Genomic DNA, 20,285 nt, shown 5'->3' with positions numbered 1-20,285 from the left:
ACCAGAGGGCCTCCGGCGCTTTGCGCCGGAAGCCTGCCTGCGCGGGATAGGAAAGCGATCGCATCATGGCTGAGCCGATCTATCGTCGCGTGGTAATCAAGCTGTCCGGCGAATATCTAGCCGGCTCCCACGGTTTCGGTATCGATCAACCGACGGTCGATCGCGTCGCCGACGACCTGATCGCTGCCCGCAAGCTCGGCATCGAGGTCGCCGTCGTGATCGGCGGCGGCAACATCGTCCGCGGCGTCGAGGTGTCCTCGCGCGGCGTCTCCCGGCCGACCGGCGACACCATGGGCATGCTTGCCACCATGATGAACTGCCTCGCGCTGGAGGCGGCGATCGAGCGCAAGGGTACCCCGGCGCGGACCCTGTCGGCATTCGTGATGCCGGAGATCTCCGAGCTGTTCACCCGTAGTGCAACGCACAAATATCTCGCCGAGGGACGTATCGTCCTGCTCGGCGGTGGAACCGGCAACCCGTTCTTCACGACCGACACCACCGCCGTGCTCCGCGCGGCCGAAATCGGCGCGCAGGCGGTGCTGAAGGCCACCAATGTCGACGGCGTCTACAGCGCCGATCCGAAGAAGGACCCCAAAGCCAAGCGCTTCGACCGCCTGACCCATTCGCAGGCGATCGAGGGCGGCTACAAGGTCATGGACGCGACCGCTTTCGCGCTTGCCCGCGAGACGTCGCTGCCTATCATCGTGTTCTCGATCGCGGAGCCCGGTTCGATCGGTGCGGTTCTGCGCGGTACCGGACACGGCACGGTCGTCGCCGGCTGATGCCGCGCCTCCGGGCGTCGACAGCCGGTTTCTAGGGAAGGGAGAACGTCATGGCCGCACCTGGTTTTGACATCAACGACGTGAAGCGCCGCATGCAGGGCGCCACACAATCGCTCAAGCACGAGCTCGGCGGTTTGCGCACCGGCCGTGCCGCGGCGTCCATGCTGGAGCCGGTCCAGGTCGAGGCTTACGGCTCGCATATGCCGCTCAACCAGGTTGCGACCATCAGCGTGCCCGAGCCGCGCCTGCTCTCGGTGCAGGTCTGGGACAAGACGATGGTAAAGGCGGTCGAAAAGGCGATCGTCGATTCCAATCTCGGCCTGTCGCCGGCGACCGAAGGTCAGGTGTTGCGCTTGCGGATTCCCGAACTCAACGAGGAGCGCCGCAAGGAGCTCGTCAAGGTCGCGCACAAATACGCCGAAGCGGCAAAGGTCGCGGTGCGCCACGTGCGCCGCGACGGTCTCGACGTGATCAAGAAGCTCGAGAAGAATCACGAGATCTCCGAGGACGATCAGGAGCGCCTGTCGAACGAGGTGCAGAAGGCGACCGACGGCATGATCGCTGAAATCGACCAGCTGCTCGCCGCCAAGGAAAAGGAAATCCTGACGGTCTGAAGGCGCTACGGAAACAGCCGATGTCGAACGCCGCCGCCCCAGCAACTGACGGACCGGATCGCTCTGGCAGTCCGTTGCATGTGGCTGTTATCATGGACGGCAACGGGCGCTGGGCCAAGTCGCGCGGCCTGCCGCGCGTCGAGGGCCACCGCCGCGGCGTCGAGGCGCTGCGCCGCGTGGTGCGTGCAGCCCATGAACTCGGCATCGTCTATCTCACGATCTTTTCCTTCAGCTCGGAGAACTGGTCGCGGCCGGCCAGCGAGATCGGCGATCTGTTCGGCCTGTTGCGCCGCTTCATCCGCAACGATCTGGCGACGCTGCACCGCGATGGGGTGCGGGTACGCGTGATCGGTGAGCGTGACGGCCTCGACGCCGACATCTGCGCGCTGCTCAACGAAGCCGAGGAGCTGACCAGGAATAACGACAAGCTCAACCTCGTGGTCGCCTTCAACTACGGTTCGCGCGCGGAGATCGCTTCCGCAGCGCGGCGCCTTGCGCGCGAGGTCGCCGAAGGCAAGCGCGACGCCAGCTCCATCGATGCCGACACGCTCGGGCAATATCTCGATGCGCCCGACATCCCGGATCCGGATCTGATTATCCGCACCAGCGGCGAGCAGCGTCTGTCCAACTTCCTGATGTGGCAGGCCGCCTATAGCGAGCTCGTGTTCGTGCCGATTCACTGGCCGGATTTCGACAAGGCGGCGCTCGAAGGCGCGATTGCGGAATACGGCAAGCGCGAGCGCCGGTTCGGCGGGCTCGCTGCGAAAACCGGATCGTGACCGAGGGCGAGGCCGCGCCGGCGGCAGCAAACGAACAGGGGTCGCGCAATCTCGCGATGCGCGTGATCGCGGCGCTGGTGCTGGCGCCGGTTGCGATCGCGCTGGCCTATATGGGTGGCGTCGCCTGGTCGTTCCTCGTGACATTGGCGGCGGCCGGATTGTTCGCGGAATGGCTTGTTGTCACCGGACTCGGACGCGAGCTCCGTATCGTGGTGCCCGGCGTGATCACGTTGCTGCTCGCCGGACTGTGCCTGATGGCCGGCCGTATCGATGCGACCCTGATCGTGCTCGCCGTCGGTGCGGTTGTTGTGGCACTGACGTCCGGCGCGCGGCGCAACTGGGCCATTGCGGGATTGCTCTATGCCGCGGGGGCCGAGATCGCATCGATCCTGCTGCGCCTCGACACGGCGAAGGGCTTTGCCGCGCTGATGTTCGTGTTGCTGATCGTGTGGGTCACCGATATCGGCGGCTACTTCGCGGGCCGCAGCATCGGTGGGCCGAAGCTCTGGGTGCGGGTCAGCCCGAAGAAGACGTGGGCGGGCGCGGTAGGCGGCTTCGTGGCGAGCCTGCTGGTCGCTGCCGGCTTTGCCGCCTTCGAGATCGGCTCGACCGGTCCGCTCTTGATGCTCGGAGCCGTGTTGTCTGTGGTCTCGCAACTCGGCGATCTCTTGGAATCCGCGGTGAAGCGGCGGTTCGGCGTGAAGGATTCGAGTCACATCATTCCCGGTCACGGCGGCCTCCTGGACCGCCTGGACGGATTTGTCGCGGCCGTCATTGTGGCGGCGATTTTCGGCTTTCTCCGTGGTGGCGCCGATGGCGTCGGACGCGGTCTTATGGTTTGGTGATGAGATGAGCGCAGTTCCGTTGCGTAACAACAAGGCCGCGGCGGTGTCCGCCGTGCGGACCGTAACCGTCCTCGGTGCCACCGGCTCGATCGGCGACAGCACCATGGATCTGCTGCGCGGCGCGCGCGACCGCTACCGAGTCGAGGCGCTGACCGCGAACAGCAATGTCGAGGGCCTCGCCAAGCTGGCCAAGGAATTCGGCGCGCGGTTCGCCGCCATTGCCGATCCGGCGAAGCTTTCGGAGCTGAAGGACGCGCTGGCCGGAACCCGGACCGAATGCGGGGCTGGGGAGAGCGCGATCATCGAGGCGGCCGCGCGGCCTGCCGATTGGGTGATGGCGGCGGTCAGCGGCGCGGCCGGGCTGAAGCCCGCGCTTGCCGCGGTCGATCGCGGCGCCACCGTCGCGCTCGCCAACAAGGAATGTTTGGTCTGCGCCGGCGATATCTTCATGGAGCGGGCCAAGAGGGCCGGCGCCTGCATTCTGCCGGCGGACTCCGAGCACAATGCGCTGTTCCAGGCGCTGGCTTCCGGCAATCGCGAGGAACTGACGCGGGTGATCATCACCGCGTCCGGCGGGCCGTTCCGCACCTGGGCGCCCGCCGACATCGAGCAGGCGACGCTGGAACAGGCGCTGAAACATCCCAATTGGAGCATGGGGCAGAAGATCACGATCGATTCCGCGTCGATGATGAACAAGGGCCTCGAGGTGATCGAGGCGTCCTATCTGTTCGCTTTGGCGCCCGACGAGATCGACGTACTGGTGCACCCGCAGTCGATCATCCACGGCATGGTCGAGTTCTCGGACCGATCGGTGGTCGCCCAGCTCGGCACGCCCGATATGCGGATTCCGATCGCGCATTGCCTCGGCTGGCCCGACCGCGTCGTCGGCCCGTCCGCCAAGCTCGATCTCGCGAAGATCGGACAGCTCACCTTCGAGGCGCCGGACTTTGAACGCTTCCCGGGACTGCGGCTGGCGTACGAGGCGCTGCGGATGGGGCACGGCGCGACGACGGTCTACAACGCCGCGAACGAGATCGCGGTCGCCGCGTTTATCGCCGGCAAGATCAAGTTCGGCGCGATCGCCCGGCTGGTCGAGGCGACGATGAACGATTGGATCAAGTCAGGGAATCAGCCACCACTGCGCTCGGCGGATGATGCGATTTCCGTTGACCATATCGCGCGAAATAAAGCTGCCGCCCTATTGCCTCAAATTGCCTTAAAGGCAACCTAGAGGGTTGGGGACGGAGCCTTTGGCTCTTGTCGAGGGAAAATCGAATGCCCGAGTATTTTATTCATAGTATCAATGCGTTGAGTCATGGGCTTCTCGGTACCATCGTTCCCTTCCTCTTCGTCCTGACCATCGTCGTCTTCTTCCACGAGCTCGGCCACTTCCTGGTCGCGCGCTGGGCTGGCGTGAAGGTGTTGACGTTCTCGCTGGGCTTCGGGCCGGAGCTCGCCGGCTTCAACGACCGGCATGGCACGCGCTGGAAGATCTCGGCGATACCGCTCGGCGGCTACGTCAAATTCTTCGGCGACGACAGCGAGGCATCGACGCCGTCCAACGAGACGCTCGCCGCCATGACGGCGGAAGAGCGCGAGGGCAGCTTCCATCACAAATCGGTCGGAAAGCGCACCGCCATCGTTGCGGCCGGCCCGATCGCCAATTTCATCCTCGGCGCCCTGATTTTCGCGGGCATGGCGCTCTACTACGGCAAGCCGAGCACGATCGCCCGGGTCGACGGCCTGGTGGCCGAAAGCGTCGCCGCGAACGCCGGCTTCAAGGTCGGGGATGTCGTCGTGGATATCGACGGCAGCGCGATTCAGAGCTTTGCCGACATGCAGCGGATTGTAGCCTCGAATGCTGGTTCAGAGCTTGGGTTCAAGGTGAAGCGCGATGGCGCGATCGTCGCACTCAAGGCGACGCCGGCGCTCCGAGAGGTCAAGGACCCCTTCGGCAATGCCCACCGAATCGGCGTGCTGGGAATCGAGCACAAGGCTCAGGTCGGCGAGGCGACCAGCGCCTCGGTCGGCGTGCTGGAGGCCCTGAAGATCGGCGTCGAGCAGGTTTGGTACATCATCTCCAGCACGTTCAAGTTCCTGGGGTCGCTGTTCGTTGGAACCGGCAATCCGGCCGAGGTGAGCGGAGTCATCGGAATCGCGAAGCTGTCGGGGCAGGCCGCGAGCGCCGGGTTCCAGTTCGTGATCAATCTTTGCGCCATCCTGTCGGTCTCGATCGGCCTGCTGAACCTGTTTCCGATCCCGCTTTTGGATGGCGGACACCTGCTTTTCTACAGTGCGGAGGCGCTGCGGGGACGCCCGCTGTCGGAGCGGACGCAAGAGGTGGGTTTCCGAATCGGGCTGGGTCTGGTCCTGATGCTGATGGTGTTTGCGACGTATAACGACATCCTCAGGATCGCCGGGTCCTGAAACGGGCTTTTTTGTGGCGTTGCCAATGGGCAACGTCTTGGAACGAAAATGGAAATGTTCAGCTCTAGTAAGTTTGCCCCCTTGGCAAATTTGGTTACAAGCTGAGCGGCAGGTTGGGAATCTGTCGGGTCGTTGGGGAACGATCTGGCATCGTTAAGATAAGGGCGCGTTGCGCATGATGTTTGGAATGCGAGTGAGGGGGGGGCTGTTCGCCGCCTTGGTCATGTTCGCCGCGCCGGTGGTTGCCACCTTGGCGACCGTAGCTGTGTCTGTGCCTGCGTCGGCGCAGACCGTCGATTCGATCACGGTGGAGGGGAACCGCCGTGTCGAGCTTGAAACCATCCGCTCCTACTTCCATCCCGGGCCGGGCGGTCGGCTGGGCCAGGCCCAGATCGACGACGGTCTGAAGGCGCTGATCGAGACCGGCCTGTTCCAGGACGTCCATATCGATCAGCGGGGCGGGCGCCTCGTCGTGGTCGTGGTCGAGAACCCGGTGATCGGTCGCGTTGCCTTCGAGGGCAACAAGAAGATCAAGGACGAACAGCTCACCGCTGAAGTGCAGTCCAAGCCGCGCGGCACGTTCTCGCGCCCGATGGTCCAGTCGGACGCCCTGCGCATCGCCGAAATCTACCGTCGGTCCGGCCGCTATGACGTGCGGGTCAACCCGCAGATCATCGAGCAGCCGAACAACCGCGTCGACCTGATCTTCGAGGTCAATGAAGGCGTGAAGACCGGCGTCCGGTCGATCGAGTTCATCGGCAACAGCGCCTATTCGGCGTCCCGTCTGCGCGACGTCATCAAGACCCGCGAATCGAACATCCTGAGCTTCCTCGGCGGCAACGACGTCTACGACCCCGACCGGGTCGAGGCCGATCGCGACCTGCTGCGTCGCTTCTACCTCAAGAACGGCTATGCCGACGTCCAGGTCGTCGCCGCGCTGACCGAATACGATCCCGACAAGAAGGGCTTTTTGGTTACCTTCAAGATCGAGGAAGGCCAGCAGTACCGCGTCGCGTCCGTCAACTATACGTCGTCGATCGCAACGCTCGACCCGAACGCGCTGCGCACCTACTCGCGCGTCAATGTCGGCTCGCTCTACAACGCCGAGGCGCTGGAGAAATCGGTCGAGGAGATGCAGATCGAGGCATCGCGCCGCGGCTACGCCTTCGCGGTGGTTCGGCCGCGCGGCGATCGCAACTTCGACAATCACACGGTGTCGATCACCTTCGCGATCGACGAAGGTCCGCGCACCTATATCGAGCGCATCAACATCCGCGGCAACAGCCGCACCCGCGACTACGTGATCCGCCGCGAGTTCGATATCTCGGAAGGCGACGCCTACAACCGTGCGCTGGTCGACCGTGCCGAGCGCCGGCTGAAGAACCTCGACTTCTTCAAGACGGTGAAGATCACCACCGAGCCGGGCTCCTCCAGCGATCGCGTCATCCTGATTGTCGATCTCGAGGAGAAGTCGACCGGCGACTTCTCGGTGTCGGGCGGTTACTCGACCACCGACGGCGCGCTGGCCGAAGTCAGCGTCTCCGAGCGCAACCTGCTCGGCCGCGGCCTGTACGCGAAGGCGTCGGTGACCTACGGCCAATATGCCCGCGGCTACTCGCTGTCGTTCGTCGAGCCCTATCTGCTCGACTACCGCGTCGCGCTCGGCCTCGACCTCTATCAGCGCCAGCAGCTGTCCAACAGCTACATCGCGTACGGCACCAAGACGCTGGGCTTCAGCCCGCGGCTCGGCTTCAGCCTGCGTGAAGATCTGTCGCTGCAGCTGCGCTACTCGATCTACCAGCAGGAAATCACCCTGCCGTCGACGCTGAACAACTGTAACAACGTGCCGCTCCTGCCGGATGGAACGCCCAATCCCGCGTTCAATCCGAGCCCGGCCTATGCGAACCTGAACGGAATCAGCCTGGTGTCGACCAATGGTCTCGGCTGCTTCTATGACGGCGAAGCCTCGCTGCCGGTCCGCAAGGAGCTGGCTGGCGGCAAGACCCTCACGTCGGCGCTGGGTTACACGCTCAACTACAACACACTCGACAACAACAAGAACCCGACCGACGGTCTGATCGTCGACTTCAAGCAGGACTTCGCCGGTGTTGGCGGTGACGTCAGCTACATCAAGACCGCGATCGACGCGAAGTACTACACCCCGCTGGTGTCCGACATCGTCGGTGTGATCCACGCCCAGGGCGGCATCCTGAACAAGCTCGGGACGTCGGATCTGCGCATGCTCGATCACTTCCAGATGGGCCCGAACCTGGTCCGCGGCTTCGCGCCGAACGGTATCGGTCCGCGTGACATCAACCCGTACGGCACCATGGACGCCATCGGCGGCACCAAGTACTGGGGCGTGTCGGCGGAACTGCAGATGCCGTTCTGGTTCCTGCCGAAGGAAGTCGGGCTCAAGGGCGCGGTCTATGCCGACGCCGGCGGCCTGTACGATTACCAGGGCCCGACCTCGTGGGCGGCGACCGGCGAAGTCAACCAGCCTGGCTGTATCAGGCCAACGAACAATCCGCCGTCTCCGGGTACGTGCCTTGGCCTGAGCTACGATGACAGCAAGGTTGTCCGTACCTCGGTCGGTGTCGGCCTGATTTGGCAGTCACCGTTCGGTCCGCTGCGCTTCGACTACGCGGTGCCGCTGACCAAGGGTGCGTTTGACCGCACGCAAGAATTCCGGTTTGGCGGCGGTACGACGTTCTAAGACCGATTGCCAACCGGACTGCGACGGATGGAATGGCGCAGCCGATCTTCTTCAAGAGTCCTCCTTCGTCATCGCTGGCTGAAATAGCCGCGCTGACGAAGGCGCAACTGGTCGACCCCGAAAGGGGGGCGCTTCAGATCAGGGGGCTGGCCTCGCTCGACGAGGCCGGTCCGATGCATCTCGCCTTTTTCGACAATCTGAAATACGCCGACCAGCTTGCTGCGACCAAGGCCGGCGCGTGTCTGGTCAGCCCGCGCTTCGAGGCACAGGTGCCGAAGGGCACTGCCGTGCTGCGGGCGGCGAAGCCGTTCCAGGCGTTCGTCGAGCTCGCCCGCGAATGGCACGCCGATGCCCTGCGGCCGCAATCCTGGTTCGACACCGAGGGCATCGCGCCGTCGGCGATCATCGATCCTACCGCGCGCCTCGAGGACGGCGTCATTGTCGATCCGCTGGTCGTGATCGGCCCGCGGGTCGAGATCGGCTCGGGCACCATCATCGGCGCCGGCGCGGTGATCGGAGCCGATGTCAAGATCGGCCGCGACTGCAATGTCGGCGCCAAGACCACCATTCAGTTCGCGCTGATCGGCAACAATGTCCTGATCCATCCCGGCTGCAATATCGGCCAGGACGGCTACGGCTTCATCTTCTTCGGGCCGGCCGGCCATGTGAAGGTGCCGCAGACCGGCCGCGTGGTGATCCAGAACAATGTCGAGGTCGGCGCCGCCTCGACCATCGACCGCGGTTCCCTGCGCGACACCGTGATCGGCGAGGGCACCAAAATCGACAACCAGGTCCAGATCGGCCACAATGTGACGATCGGCCGGCACTGCCTGCTGGCGGCCCAGATCGGGCTCGCCGGCAGCCTGACGATCGGCGACAATGTCGCGCTCGGCGCCAAGGTGGGCATCAACAACCACCTCAAGATCGGCGACGGCGCCCAGGTGACGGCGATGAGCGCGGTCAAGGACGATATCCCGGCCAACGGTCGCTGGGGCGGGCATTTCGCCAAGCCGACCAAGCAGTGGTTCAGGGAAATTATCGCAGTGGAGCGTCTGGTGCGCGACAACGAAGCCAAAGGCAAGGAACAGGAGTGATGGAGGAGGCACCGGTCAAATTCGAGCTGGTGGATATCAACGATATCCTGAAGACGCTCCCGCATCGCTTTCCGATGTTGCTGATCGACCGGGTGATCAAGATCCGCACCGACTACAGCGGCATCGGCATCAAGAACGTCACCTTCAACGAGCCGCCGTTCCAGGGCCATTTCCCGGACCGCCCGGTCTACCCCGGCGTGATGATGATCGAGGCGATGGCCCAGACCGCCGGCGTCATCGGCATCAAGTCGGTCGAGGGCACCGAGAAGCCGCGCGCGGTGTATTTCCTCACCATCGACAAGTGCAAGTTCAGGAAGCCGGTGATGCCCGGCGACACCATCGAGTATCACATGCGCTCGCTCGGCCGGCGCAAGACGATGTGGTGGTTTCACGGCGATGCAAAGGTCAACGGCCAGGTCGTCGCCGAGGCCGATGTCGGTGCGATGCTGACGGATTAGGCCGCGCCGGGCTCACGACGTTGTGCAGGTGTAGCGGCCGTCCGCGCCCGCGATCCGCAGGACGCGATTGAGGAAGACGCCCATCGACGGCGCGCTCATCAGCGCGTCGTAGGTTTCGGCAGGGACGCCGCAATAGTGCTGGTAGCTGCCTCTGACCGCGACCAGTAGCGCGCGCTGATCCGCCCTGTAGCAGACCCGCTGGACGATCGTGCTGCGGTTGATGTCGCGGCATTCGAAGCTCGAGAGATCGACCGCCGTGCTGTTGCCGAGATCGACCGTCTCCGGGCCGACTGGCGCAGAGAGCAGGCTGAGGATCAGCGCGGCGGCCCGGACCATGATTGGTTGCGACCTTCTCGTTTGCAACAGGCGGTCATGATACGTCACTGGACAGGGCGGGCAAAGTCGCGCTAACGACCGCCCCAATCGACAGCCTGGCGCCTCGATAGCACCTTGGCGCCATTAACGAATTCCGGACCGAAACTTCATGAGCATGATCGACCCGACTGCGCGGATTGCCGATGGCGCTGTGATCGGGGCCGGCACCGAGATCGGTCCGTACTGCATCATCGGCCCCAATGTCGTGCTCGGCGAGAACTGCAAGCTGATCGCGCATGTCACGATCAGCGGGCATACCAGGATCGGCGCCGGCTGTATCATCTCGCCGTTCGCGGCGCTCGGCGGGCCGCCGCAGGATCTCAGCTATCGCGGCGAGCCGACCCGCCTCGAAGTCGGCGAAGCCTGCACCATCCGCGAGGGCGTGACGATGAATGTCGGCACGGTCAAGGGCGGCGGGCTCACGCGCGTTGGCGATCGCGGCTTCTTCATGAACAACAGCCATGTCGGCCACGACTGCATGGTCGGCAATGGCGTGATCTTCGCGACGTCGGCGACGCTCGGCGGCCACTGCGAGATCGGCGACTTCGTCTATATCGGCGGCCTGTCGGCTGTGCACCAGTTCACCCGCGTCGGCTCGCAGGTGATGATCGGTGGCGTCTGCGGCGTACGCGGCGACATCATCCCGTTCGGCCTCGCCAACGGTCAGTACGCGGTGCTCGAAGGACTCAACATCATCGGCATGCGGCGCCGCCAGTTCACCAAGGCGCGGCTGGCGACGGTGCGCGCGTTCTATCAGAAGCTGTTCCACGGCCCCGGCATCTTCGCCGAGCGGCTGGCCTCGGTGCAGCCGCTGGCCGGCGAGGATCCCGCGATTGCGGAAATCCTGGCCTTCATCGAGGGCGGCAAGCTGCGCCCGCTCTGCCTTCCCGCCGATACCGATTGAGCAGGGGATGGCCGCCAGCATGACGTCAGCGGCTCCCTCGCTTTCCTCGCCGGTCGGCGTCATCGCCGGCGGCGGCGCCATGCCGTTCGCGGTTGCCGACTCCCTGGTTGCGCGCGGTATCACGCCGGTGCTGTTCGCGCTGCGCGGCGCGTGCGATCCGGCGCGCGCCCAGCGGTTTCGTCACCGCTGGATCTCGGTCGGCCAGCTCGGGCGGGCGACCCGGCTGTTCCGCGACGAAGGCTGCCGCGATCTGATCTTCATCGGCACCCTGGTGCGCCCCGCGCTGTCGGAGATCCGGCTCGACTGGGGCACGCTGCGCCTGCTCGGCCACGTCGTGCGTGCATTTCGCGGCGGCGACGATCATTTGCTATCGAGCGTTGGCCGCATCCTCGAGCAGCAGGGATTCCGCATGGTCGGGATCAAGGATGTCGCGCCCGATCTGTTGATGCCTGAGGGCGCCGTGACGCGCGCGGCGCCCGACAGCACGGCGCTCGCCGATATCGCGCGCGGACGCGGCGTGCTCGACGCGCTCGGCCCGTTCGACATCGGTCAGGCTGCCGTGGTGATCGACGGTCACGTGGTGGCGGTCGAGGATATCGAGGGCACCGACGGGCTGCTCGCGCGCGTCGCGCGGCTGCGCGCCGAGGGCCGCATTCGCGCCAAGGCCGGCCGCGGCGTGCTGGTGAAGGCGCCGAAGAGCAGGCAGGATCTGCGCTTCGATCTGCCGACCATCGGCCCGCGGACGGTCGAGGGCGCGGCAGCCGCCGGTATCGCCGGCATCGCCGTGATCGCCGGCAATACGCTGGCCGCCGAGCCGCAGGCTTTGGTCGAGGCCGCCGACGCCAGGGGACTGTTTGTCATCGGACTGGCGGGCTGATGCAGGTGCGCAGCCCCAGCACCGCTTCCAAGATCTTCCTCATCGCGACCGAGGAATCCGGCGACCGTCTCGGCGCGGCGCTGATGCAGGTGCTGCGCCAGCGCCTTGGCGATGCCGTGCAGTTTTCCGGCGTCGGCGGCCAGGCGATGGCTGCTCAGGGCATCGCCCCGCTGTTTCCGATCGAGGAACTCTCGATCATCGGCTTTGCCTCCGTCGTGAAGCAATTGCCGAAAATCCTGCGATTGATCCGGCGCACAGCCGATGCCGTGCTCGCCGACGCGCCTGACATGCTCGTGATCATCGACAGCCCCGATTTCACGCACCGCGTCGCCCGCCGTGTCCGCGCGCGCAACCCGAACATTCCGATCGTCGATTACGTGTCGCCGTCGGTCTGGGCCTGGCGGCCGGGCAGGGCGCGCGCGATGCGACGCTATGTCGATCATGTGCTCGCGCTGCTGCCGTTCGAGCCGGAGGAATATTGCAAGCTGCAGGGACCGCCGTGCAGCTATGTCGGCCACCCCCTCACCGAGCAGCTTGCCTCGCTGCGGCCGAACGAGGACGAGCAGAAGCGGCGCGATGCACAGCCTCCGGTGCTGCTGGTGTTGCCCGGAAGCCGGCGCAGCGAGATCAGGCATCATCTGGCGCTGTTCGGCACGGCGCTCGGCCAGCTCAGCAAGCAAACGCCGTTCGAGCTCGTGCTCCCCACCATGCCGCATCTCGAGGCGATGGTGCGCGAAGGCGTCGCGTCGTGGCCGGTGGTGCCGCGGCTCGCGATCGGCGAGACCGAGAAGCGCGCTGCGTTCCGCGTCGCCCGCGCTGCGCTCGCGAAGTCGGGCACGGTGACGCTGGAGCTCGCGCTGTCGGGCATTCCCATGGTGACGGCCTATCGCGTCGGCGCCGCCGAGGCGTTCATCCTGCGCCGCGCGATCCGGGTGTCCTCGGTGATCCTCGCCAATCTCGTGATCGGCAGCGATATCATTCCCGAGTTCCTGCAGGAGGACTGCACACCGGACAAGCTCGCGGCGGCGCTGGGCGACGTGCTTGCGGATTCGCCCGATCGTCTGCGGCAGCTCGTGGGGTTCGCGACGATGGACGGGAAGATGTCGACCGGCGACCAGCCGCCGAGCGTCCGCGCCGCCGACATCGTGCTGGCGGAGATGGGCCGCCGTTCGGCCTAGCCAATCGATCGTGTACTCGTTCAGTGGCGACATACCGCCGCAACGATCCCGCTTGTGCTGGATATTTAGTCCATACTAATATTAGAAATATCTAATATTAGTATGGAGCCTGCCATGAAGATCGACCCGGTCGCCTATGTCGGAGCCGTCATTCGCGAAGTCGCCTTCCGGGAACGCGACGGCAAGCCGGCGCGGGCGGTGATCGCGACCCGCAACTACGACACCGACATCGCCGATCTCTGGGATGTGCTGACCAACCCCGAACGCATTCCGCGCTGGTTCCTGCCGATCTCGGGCGACCTGAGGCTTGGCGGCCGCTATCAGTTCCAGGGCCATGCGGGCGGCGAGATCACGACGTGTGAGCCGCCGCGCCGGCTTGCCGTGACGTGGGAGTCCATGGGCACCGTCAGCTGGGTTACCGTCACGCTGGCCGAGAATGGCCCTGACACCACGCGCCTGGAATTGGAACACCTCTCGGTGATCGAGGGCGACTTCTGGGACCGCTACGGAGCCGGTGCGGTCGGCGTCGGCTGGGATCTCGCGCTGCTCGGGCTCGCACTCTATCTGGCCATGTCGCCCGGCGAGGAATTCGACCGCGCCGCCGCGTCCGCGTGGCCGGCCACCGACGACGGCAAGGAATTCATCCGCCGCGCCAGCGAGGACTGGTGCCGGGCCTCGATCGCGGCGGGCACCGAGGAGGCTGCGGCGCGCAGATCAGCCGCAAATACCACGGCGGCCTATTGTGGCGAGCCGGAGCCGGGGAGCGGAGGCTAGAGCATGATCCGGAAAAGTGTGAAGCGGTTTTCCCTCGCGACAAACGCGGGACGCGTTTGCGCGGAGATCATGCTCAAACAAAGAGCTGAAGCGGGATGACGATGCAATCTCATCGCGCTTTAGCGACCTTGCACGCCTTCGACATCCTCGGCGATCCCGTCCGCCGGCGCATCCTGGAACTATTGGCGACCGGCGAGCACAGTTCGGGTGACGTCGTTGCGGTCGTGCAGCGCGAGTTCGGCATCACCCAGTCGGCGGTCTCGCAGCAATTGCGGATCTTGCGCGACGCCGGTTTCGCGTCGGTGCGCGCCGAGGGTACGCGCCGCATCTACGCGGTCGAGCCGGCGCGGCTGCGCGAGGTCCACGACTGGCTCGACCGGTTCCGGGCGTTCTGGCTGCCGCGCCTTGACGCGATCGCGACCGAAGTCGCGCGGGGCAAACGAAAACGGCGCCATCAGGAATGATGGCGCCGTCCCGGATTCTCTTGAGCGATGCAGCTTACTTGCGCTTGTCGATCTGCACATAGTCCCGGCGCGCGACGCCGGTGTAGAGCTGGCGCGGACGGCCGATCTTCTGCTGCGGATCCTCGATCATCTCGCTCCACTGGCTGATCCAGCCGACGGTGCGGGCGACCGCGAACAGCACGGTGAACATCGAGACCGGGAAGCCCATCGCCTTCAGCGTGATGCCCGAATAGAAGTCGACGTTCGGGTAGAGCTTGCGATCGATGAAATAGGGATCGCTGAGCGCGATCTTCTCGAGCTCCATCGCGACCTTGAGCATCGGATCGTCGCCGTGGCCGGTCTCCTTCAGCACCGCGTGACACATCTTCTGCATGATCTTGGCGCGCGGATCGTAGTTCTTGTAGACGCGGTGGCCGAAGCCCATCAGGCGAACTTCGCTGTTCTTGTCCTTCACCTTGGCGATGAAGTCCGGAATGTTTTCGACCTTGCCGATGCCGTAGAGCATGTTGAGCGCGGCCTCGTTGGCGCCGCCATGCGCCGGGCCCCACAGGCAGGCGATACCGGCCGCGATGCAGGCGAACGGATTGGCGCCCGAGGAGCCGGCAATGCGCACCGTCGAGGTCGAGGCGTTCTGCTCGTGGTCGGCGTGCAGGATGAAGATCTTGTCGAGCGCGTCGGCGAGCACCGGGTTGATCTTGTAGTCCTCGCAGGGCACCGCGAAGCACATGTTGAGGAAGTTCTCGGCAAACGAGAGCGAGTTCTTCGGATACACGAAGGGCTGACCGACCGTGTACTTGTAGGCCATCGCCGCCAGCGTCGGCACCTTCGCGATCATTCGCATCGAGGCGATCATGCGCTGCCGGGGATCGTTGATGTCGGTGGAGTCGTGATAGAACGCGGCCAGCGCGCCGACGGCGGCGACCATGATCGCCATCGGATGAGCGTCGCGGCGGAAGCCCTGGAAGAACCGCGCCATCTGCTCATGCACCATCGTGTGATGGATCACGCGATGGTCGAAGTCCTTCTTCTGCGCCGGGGTCGGAAGATCCCCGTACAGCAGCAGGTAGCAGGTCTCGAGGAAGTCGCCGTGCTCGGCGAGCTGCTCGATCGGATAGCCGCGGTATTCGAGCACGCCGGCGTCGCCGTCGATGTAGGTGATCTTCGACTGGCAGCTGCCGGTCGAGGTGAAGCCGGGGTCGTAGGTGAACACCCCGGCCTGGCCGTAGAGCTTGGCGATGTCGATGACATCAGGCCCAACCGTGCCGCTCAGGATCGGGAAATCGTAGTTCTTGTTGCCGATGGTGAGTGTGGCTGTCTTGCTGGATTTTGCGTCCATCGTGATATCCCCGATGAATTCGTTGCGAAAACCGACCTTGCCCAGTCGCTAAATTGCGGCCCATGGCGGGGCGGAACGGCTTGTGGAGAAAGCGTCCGGGATTGGGTAGCTCATTGCCATGTGCGCTGCAAGATGGACCCTGGAGGGGGTCCATGCAGGATCACGCCGCCTGATCGGCGAGGCGGGCAAGGCACTCCTGGCGTCCCAGCACGGCCAGCACGTCGAATATGCCCGGCGACGTTGTACGTCCTGTCAGCGCCACCCGCAGCGGCTGGGCGACGGCGCCGAGTTTCAGGTTGTTCTGCTCGGCGAAATTCCGCATCGCGGTCTCGGTGGTTTCCGCCGTCCAGTCGTTGACGGCTTCCAGCGCGGTGCGCAGGCGGCCGATCAACGCGCGCGTTTCCGGCGTCAGCAGCGCCACAGCTTTCGGATCGAGCGCGAGCGGACGATCGGCGAAGATGAAGTAGGCGCCCGCGATCAGCTCGATCAGCGTCTTGGCGCGCTCCTTCAGGCTCGGCATCGCCCGCAGCAATTGCGCGCGGGTGGTGTCGTTGAGCTTGGCCTTCAGCGCGGCGCCCTCGGGAACATAATCCAGCACGCTCTCGAACTGGGTCACGAGGGATTGATCGTCGCTCTGCCGGATATAGTGACCGTTGAGGTTCTCCAGCTTGGCGAAATCGAACCGCGCCGCAGAACGGCCGATGCCCGAGAGGTCGAACGCGTCGATCATCTCCTGAGTCGAGAAGATCTCCTGGTCGCCATGGCTCCAGCCGAGCCGGACGAGGTAGTTGCGCAAGGCGGCCGGCAGGTAGCCGAGCGCGCGGTAGGCATCGACGCCGAGCGCGCCATGGCGCTTCGACAGTTTCGAGCCGTCGGGACCGTGGATCAGCGGAATGTGGGACATGCTCGGCAGTTCCCACTCCAGCGCGTCGTAGATCTGCTTCTGACGCGCGGCGTTGATCAGGTGGTCGTCGCCACGGATGATGTGAGTGACGCCCATATCGTGGTCGTCGACCACGACCGCGAGCATGTAGGTCGGAGTGCCGTCGCCGCGGAGCAGGACGAGGTCGTCGAGGTTCTCGTTCTGCCAGACCACGCGGCCCTGCACCTGGTCCTCGATCACGGTTTCGCCGGTCTGCGGCGCCTTGAGGCGGATGGTCGGCTTGATGCCAGCGGGCGCGGTGGCCGGATCGCGGTCACGCCACATGCCGTCATAGAGGCGGGTGCGGCCCTCGGCGCGCGCCTTCTCGCGCATCGCGGTGAGCTCTTCCGGCGAGGCATAGCAGTAATAGGCGCGCCCGGCGGCGAGCAGGCTTTCGGCGACCTCGCGATGGCGGGCGGCGCGGCTGAACTGGTAGATGACCTCGCCGTCCCAATCGAGCTCGAGCCACTTCAGGCCGTCCAGGATGGCGTCGATCGCCTCCTTGGTCGAGCGTTCACGGTCGGTGTCCTCGATCCGGAGCAGCATCTTGCCGCCGAGCTTCCTGGCATAGAGCCAGTTGAACAGCGCGGTACGGGCACCTCCGATATGGAGGAAGCCGGTCGGTGAGGGGGCGAAGCGGGTAACGACGGGTTTGGTCATGATCGAGCGAGACGTATGCGGGAACGGCCGTGGTGTATAACAGGAACCGGACATAACTAAAGCCCCGGTTGACCTTTTGCCCGCCAAACCAGACTTGAAACCAGGGCTTGAAACCAGACTTGGCCGGACGGCACGAATTTGGCAGAAGGTTGAGCTGACTCCTCCAGGGAACCCTTTGATGACGACTGACACGACGGCAGAGGCAGGGCGCGACTTCATCCGCGACATCGTCCAGGCCGATCTCTCCTCCCACAAGCACAACCGGATCGTGACCCGTTTTCCGCCGGAGCCGAACGGCTACCTGCATATCGGCCACGCCAAGTCGATCGCCCTGAATTTCGGCATCGCGCAAGAGTTCGGCGGCCAGTGCAATTTGCGCTTCGACGACACCAATCCGACCAAGGAGGAGCAGGAGTACATCGACTCCATCCAGGCCGACGTCCATTGGCTCGGCTACGACTGGGGAGCCAACCTGTTCTTTGCGTCGGACTATTTCGAACGCCTGTACGATTGGGCCGAGGGCCTGATCAAGGCCGGCTATGCCTATGTCGATGATCAGTCGCAGGAGGAGATCCGTACGTCCCGCGGCACGCTGACCGAGCCCGGCAAGAACTCGCCGTTCCGCGACCGCTCGGTCGAGGAGAACCTCGACCTGTTCCGCCGCATGAAGGCCGGAGAGTTCTCGAACGGCGCCCGCGTGCTGCGCGCCAAGATCGACATGGCCGCCGGCAACATCAACCTGCGCGACCCCGTGCTCTACCGCATCTTGCACGCCCACCATCCGCGCACCGGCGACAAATGGTCGATCTATCCGAGCTACGACTACGCGCACGGCCAGTCGGACGCGATCGAGGGCATTACCCATTCGATCTGCACGCTGGAGTTCGAGGATCACCGCCCGCTCTATGAGTGGCTGCTCGACAAGCTGCCGGTGCCCTCGAAGCCGCGCCAGTACGAAATGGCACGGCTGAACCTGACCTACACGCTGCTGTCCAAGCGCGTGCTGACCCAGCTCGTTCGCGACGGACACGTCTCGGGCTGGGACGATCCGCGCATGCCGACCATTGCCGGCTTGAAGCGGCGCGGCGTGCCGCCGGCGGCGGTGCGCGAATTCATCAAGCGCATCGGCGTCGCCAAGGCCAACAGCGTGGTCGATGTCGGCATGCTCGAATTCTGCATCCGCGAGGAGCTGAACCGCACGGCACTGCGCCGGATGGCGGTGCTGCGGCCGCTCAAGGTGGTGATCGAGAACTATCCGGAAGGGCAGGTCGAGGAGATCGAGGCGATCAACCATCCCGACAATCCGGAAGCCGGCACCCGCAAGATCGCGTTCGGCCGCGAGCTCTATATCGAGCGCGACGACTTCATGGAGAATCCGCCGAAGAAGTTCTACCGCCTCTCGCCCGGCAATGAGGTGCGGCTGCGCTATGCCTACTTCATCAAGTGCACCGGCGTGGTGAAGAACGACGCCGGCGAGATCGTCGAACTCCGCGCCACCTACGATCCCTTGACCAAGGGCGGCAACGCGCCCGACGGCCGCAAGGTCAAGGCGACGATGCACTGGTTGCCGGCGGCGCAGTCGAAGCCGGCGGAGATCCGTATCTACAATCAGCTGTTCGCCAATCCGAGCCCGAACGCGGCCGATTTCGCCGCCGACCTCAATCCGCAGTCGCTCGAAGTGCTGAAGGATGCGCGCGTCGAGCCGGCGATCGCCGAGAGCAATTCGCCCGACCCGATGCAATTCGAGCGGCAGGGCTATTTCGTGCGCGATGCGGATTCGACGCCGGACCGGCTGGTGTTCAACCGCACCATCGGCCTGCGCGATACCTTCGCCAAGGAAGTCGGCGGCAAGGGCTAGCGCAGTTCCGCGCGGACAAGCAGACGGGGGATCGATGCCTGATGAATCCGACGAGATCGCCTCCGCCATCATCGCCAGATGGTCGGCGGGTTTCAGCAGGCTCGATGCGAATGCGTTAAGCGCGCTCTATTCGAAGAGCGCGTTCTTCTTCGGCTCGAACCCGACGCTGTATCGCGGCCGCGACGGCGTCAAAGCCTATTTTGACGGTCTGCCGCGCTGGCGCGCGCCGCGCGTTCAGTTCAGCGATGTCAGGGCAGAACGGGTCAATGCCGAGCTCGTCAACATGGCGAGCATCGCGTCATTCTTCCTCGACGGCGATGCGCCCTCGCTCGCCGTCAAGATCACCTGGGTGATCGCACGCGAGGACGGCGACTGGAAGATCGTCTGCCACCACGTCTCGTCGCAGACGCCGCTGATCTAGGCCTGGCGCTGGAGCGTGCCACAAAAAGTCGAGGGCCGGCGGGCCCTCGTAGTCAGGGAGAGTGCGCGGGGCCGGGCGCCTCGCGGCTGCACCCAACTCGCAGGCTATCTGGATCGCGCTGCATTGCGAGGAGGGACCAAGGTCGTAGGCTGTGGAGCGCGGCTTCCGGGCGGCCGGACGGCAGCATGGTCGTCGGCTCGCGGATCAGCAGCGGCAACACATCGCAGGTCGGACTGATGCTTTTTTGACCGCGCCGCACCATGTCTTCGGAAGAAGGAGGTGAGGATCATGCGCATTCAACACTGGCAGGATGCCGCCAGCCTGTTGGTGGGCGTTTGGCTGGTTGCATCGCCGTTTGCACTGGGCTTCTCCGGGGCAGCTCTCTGGATCTCCATCGCGCTTGGATTGGGCGTCGTGCTGTTCGCCCTCGAGGCATTCATCATTCCGTCCTATCTGGAGGAATGGGGCGAGATGCTGATGGGGTTGGCTCTGGTGGTGGCACCCTGGACGTTTAGCTACCAGTCGGGATCGGTCACGACGAGCAGCGTGCTCGCGGGTATCGTGGTGATCGTGCTCGCTTGCTGGGAGCTGACGATGGATCGTGATTTCGCCACCTGGTGGCACGATCGCTGGCATCACCGAGCTGGCTGAGAGGAAGCTGACCGAGACGTTGGCCTGACCGCCAACCCAAGGCGGCCGGAGAGGTTGGAACTGCGCAGCGCCGGATCCCCTCCGTGCCGCTTCGGTGTAACGCGGATGCAGGTTCTACAGAGACATCACGCCAGAGACGGCGAATACCGG

The 20,285-nt window shown here is 64.8% G+C and carries 20 protein-coding genes; 17 read left to right on the top strand and 3 right to left on the bottom strand.

The genetic code is table 11. From position 1 onward, the window contains the following. Positions 1–65: 65 nt before the first annotated feature. The 9 genes from pyrH (at position 66) to fabZ (ending at position 9,715) form a co-directional block, all read left to right on the top strand. Positions 66–782, top strand: a complete 717-nt coding sequence (pyrH, locus tag ACE10X_RS23455; RefSeq protein ID WP_375762949.1) for a UMP kinase — start codon at positions 66–68, stop codon at positions 780–782. A 50-nt stretch (positions 783–832) separates the two neighbouring features. Then, positions 833–1,396 carry a ribosome recycling factor gene (gene frr / locus ACE10X_RS23450; RefSeq protein ID WP_016844334.1) on the top strand — a complete coding sequence of 188 codons (564 nt, stop codon included), beginning with the start codon at positions 833–835 and terminating at the stop codon, positions 1,394–1,396. A 20-nt stretch (positions 1,397–1,416) separates the two neighbouring features. Continuing rightward, entirely contained in the window at positions 1,417–2,175 is a 759-nt protein-coding gene (locus tag ACE10X_RS23445) for an isoprenyl transferase (protein WP_038385105.1), read from the top strand. Further along, positions 2,172–3,020: a phosphatidate cytidylyltransferase gene (locus ACE10X_RS23440; protein ID WP_375762948.1), complete on the top strand. Its 849-nt coding sequence runs from the start codon at positions 2,172–2,174 to the stop codon at positions 3,018–3,020. The genes ACE10X_RS23445 and ACE10X_RS23440 overlap by 4 nt, the downstream gene beginning before the upstream one ends. Positions 3,021–3,024: 4 nt before the next feature. Continuing rightward, on the top strand, positions 3,025–4,251 hold the full coding sequence (gene dxr, locus ACE10X_RS23435) for a 1-deoxy-D-xylulose-5-phosphate reductoisomerase (protein WP_375762947.1): 1,227 nt from the start codon (positions 3,025–3,027) through the stop codon (positions 4,249–4,251). Between the two features lie 44 nt (positions 4,252–4,295). After that, positions 4,296–5,447: an RIP metalloprotease RseP gene (gene rseP, locus ACE10X_RS23430; protein ID WP_038385109.1), complete on the top strand. Its 1,152-nt coding sequence runs from the start codon at positions 4,296–4,298 to the stop codon at positions 5,445–5,447. Positions 5,448–5,622: 175 nt separating this feature from the next. Next, positions 5,623–8,163 carry an outer membrane protein assembly factor BamA gene (bamA, locus tag ACE10X_RS23425; RefSeq protein ID WP_038385110.1) on the top strand — a complete coding sequence of 847 codons (2,541 nt, stop codon included), beginning with the start codon at positions 5,623–5,625 and terminating at the stop codon, positions 8,161–8,163. A 32-nt stretch (positions 8,164–8,195) separates the two neighbouring features. Beyond that, a complete protein-coding gene (gene lpxD / locus ACE10X_RS23420; RefSeq protein WP_038385111.1) occupies positions 8,196–9,257 on the top strand; it encodes a UDP-3-O-(3-hydroxymyristoyl)glucosamine N-acyltransferase in 1,062 nt (353 codons plus the stop codon). Next, on the top strand, positions 9,257–9,715 hold the full coding sequence (gene fabZ / locus ACE10X_RS23415; protein WP_016841580.1) for a 3-hydroxyacyl-ACP dehydratase FabZ: 459 nt from the start codon (positions 9,257–9,259) through the stop codon (positions 9,713–9,715). Before lpxD ends, fabZ begins: the two co-directional genes overlap by 1 nt. 12 nt (positions 9,716–9,727) lie before the next feature. Here the strand turns inward: fabZ and ACE10X_RS23410 are convergent, their stop codons facing one another. Then, a complete protein-coding gene (locus ACE10X_RS23410) occupies positions 9,728–10,051 on the bottom strand; it encodes a KTSC domain-containing protein (RefSeq protein ID WP_038385112.1) in 324 nt (107 codons plus the stop codon). Between the two features lie 148 nt (positions 10,052–10,199). Here ACE10X_RS23410 and lpxA point away from each other — a divergent pair, with 148 nt between their 5' ends. The 5 genes from lpxA (at position 10,200) to ACE10X_RS23385 (ending at position 14,287) form a co-directional block, all read left to right on the top strand. Further along, entirely contained in the window at positions 10,200–10,994 is a 795-nt protein-coding gene (lpxA, locus tag ACE10X_RS23405; protein WP_028339663.1) for an acyl-ACP--UDP-N-acetylglucosamine O-acyltransferase, read from the top strand. Positions 10,995–11,013: 19 nt separating this feature from the next. After that, positions 11,014–11,871 (top strand): LpxI family protein, encoded by an 858-nt coding sequence (locus tag ACE10X_RS23400; RefSeq protein WP_038377445.1) that lies wholly within the window; start codon positions 11,014–11,016, stop codon positions 11,869–11,871. Beyond that, entirely contained in the window at positions 11,871–13,049 is a 1,179-nt protein-coding gene (gene lpxB / locus ACE10X_RS23395) for a lipid-A-disaccharide synthase (RefSeq protein ID WP_038385115.1), read from the top strand. The genes ACE10X_RS23400 and lpxB overlap by 1 nt, the downstream gene beginning before the upstream one ends. 114 nt (positions 13,050–13,163) lie before the next feature. After that, a complete protein-coding gene (locus tag ACE10X_RS23390) occupies positions 13,164–13,823 on the top strand; it encodes an SRPBCC family protein (RefSeq protein WP_038385121.1) in 660 nt (219 codons plus the stop codon). Between the two features lie 95 nt (positions 13,824–13,918). Beyond that, positions 13,919–14,287: a helix-turn-helix transcriptional regulator gene (locus ACE10X_RS23385; protein WP_244435813.1), complete on the top strand. Its 369-nt coding sequence runs from the start codon at positions 13,919–13,921 to the stop codon at positions 14,285–14,287. Between the two features lie 34 nt (positions 14,288–14,321). On the opposite strand, the gene gltA is transcribed toward ACE10X_RS23385, so the two are convergent. Continuing rightward, positions 14,322–15,623, bottom strand: coding sequence for a citrate synthase (gene gltA, locus ACE10X_RS23380; RefSeq protein ID WP_028339667.1), 1,302 nt, complete (start codon positions 15,621–15,623; stop codon positions 14,322–14,324). Positions 15,624–15,783: 160 nt separating this feature from the next. Then, positions 15,784–17,205 carry a glutamate--tRNA ligase gene (gltX, locus tag ACE10X_RS23375; protein ID WP_038385117.1) on the bottom strand — a complete coding sequence of 474 codons (1,422 nt, stop codon included), beginning with the start codon at positions 17,203–17,205 and terminating at the stop codon, positions 15,784–15,786. A 178-nt stretch (positions 17,206–17,383) separates the two neighbouring features. On the opposite strand from gltX, the gene ACE10X_RS23370 reads away from it, so the two are divergent. From ACE10X_RS23370 to ACE10X_RS23360, 3 genes are all read left to right on the top strand, one after another. Then, positions 17,384–19,063, top strand: coding sequence for a glutamine--tRNA ligase/YqeY domain fusion protein (locus tag ACE10X_RS23370; RefSeq protein WP_038385122.1), 1,680 nt, complete (start codon positions 17,384–17,386; stop codon positions 19,061–19,063). Positions 19,064–19,097: 34 nt separating this feature from the next. Further along, a complete protein-coding gene (locus ACE10X_RS23365) occupies positions 19,098–19,484 on the top strand; it encodes a YybH family protein (protein WP_375762946.1) in 387 nt (128 codons plus the stop codon). 288 nt (positions 19,485–19,772) lie between these two features. Further along, a complete protein-coding gene (locus ACE10X_RS23360) occupies positions 19,773–20,135 on the top strand; it encodes an SPW repeat protein (protein ID WP_038385123.1) in 363 nt (120 codons plus the stop codon). Positions 20,136–20,285: the final 150 nt, after the last annotated feature.

The organism is Bradyrhizobium sp. Pha-3 (assembly GCF_042258325.1).
Lineage (GTDB): Bacteria > Pseudomonadota > Alphaproteobacteria > Rhizobiales > Xanthobacteraceae > Bradyrhizobium > Bradyrhizobium elkanii.
Note: the sequence above shows the minus strand (reverse complement) of the source record. Positions and strands in the feature narration are given on the sequence as shown.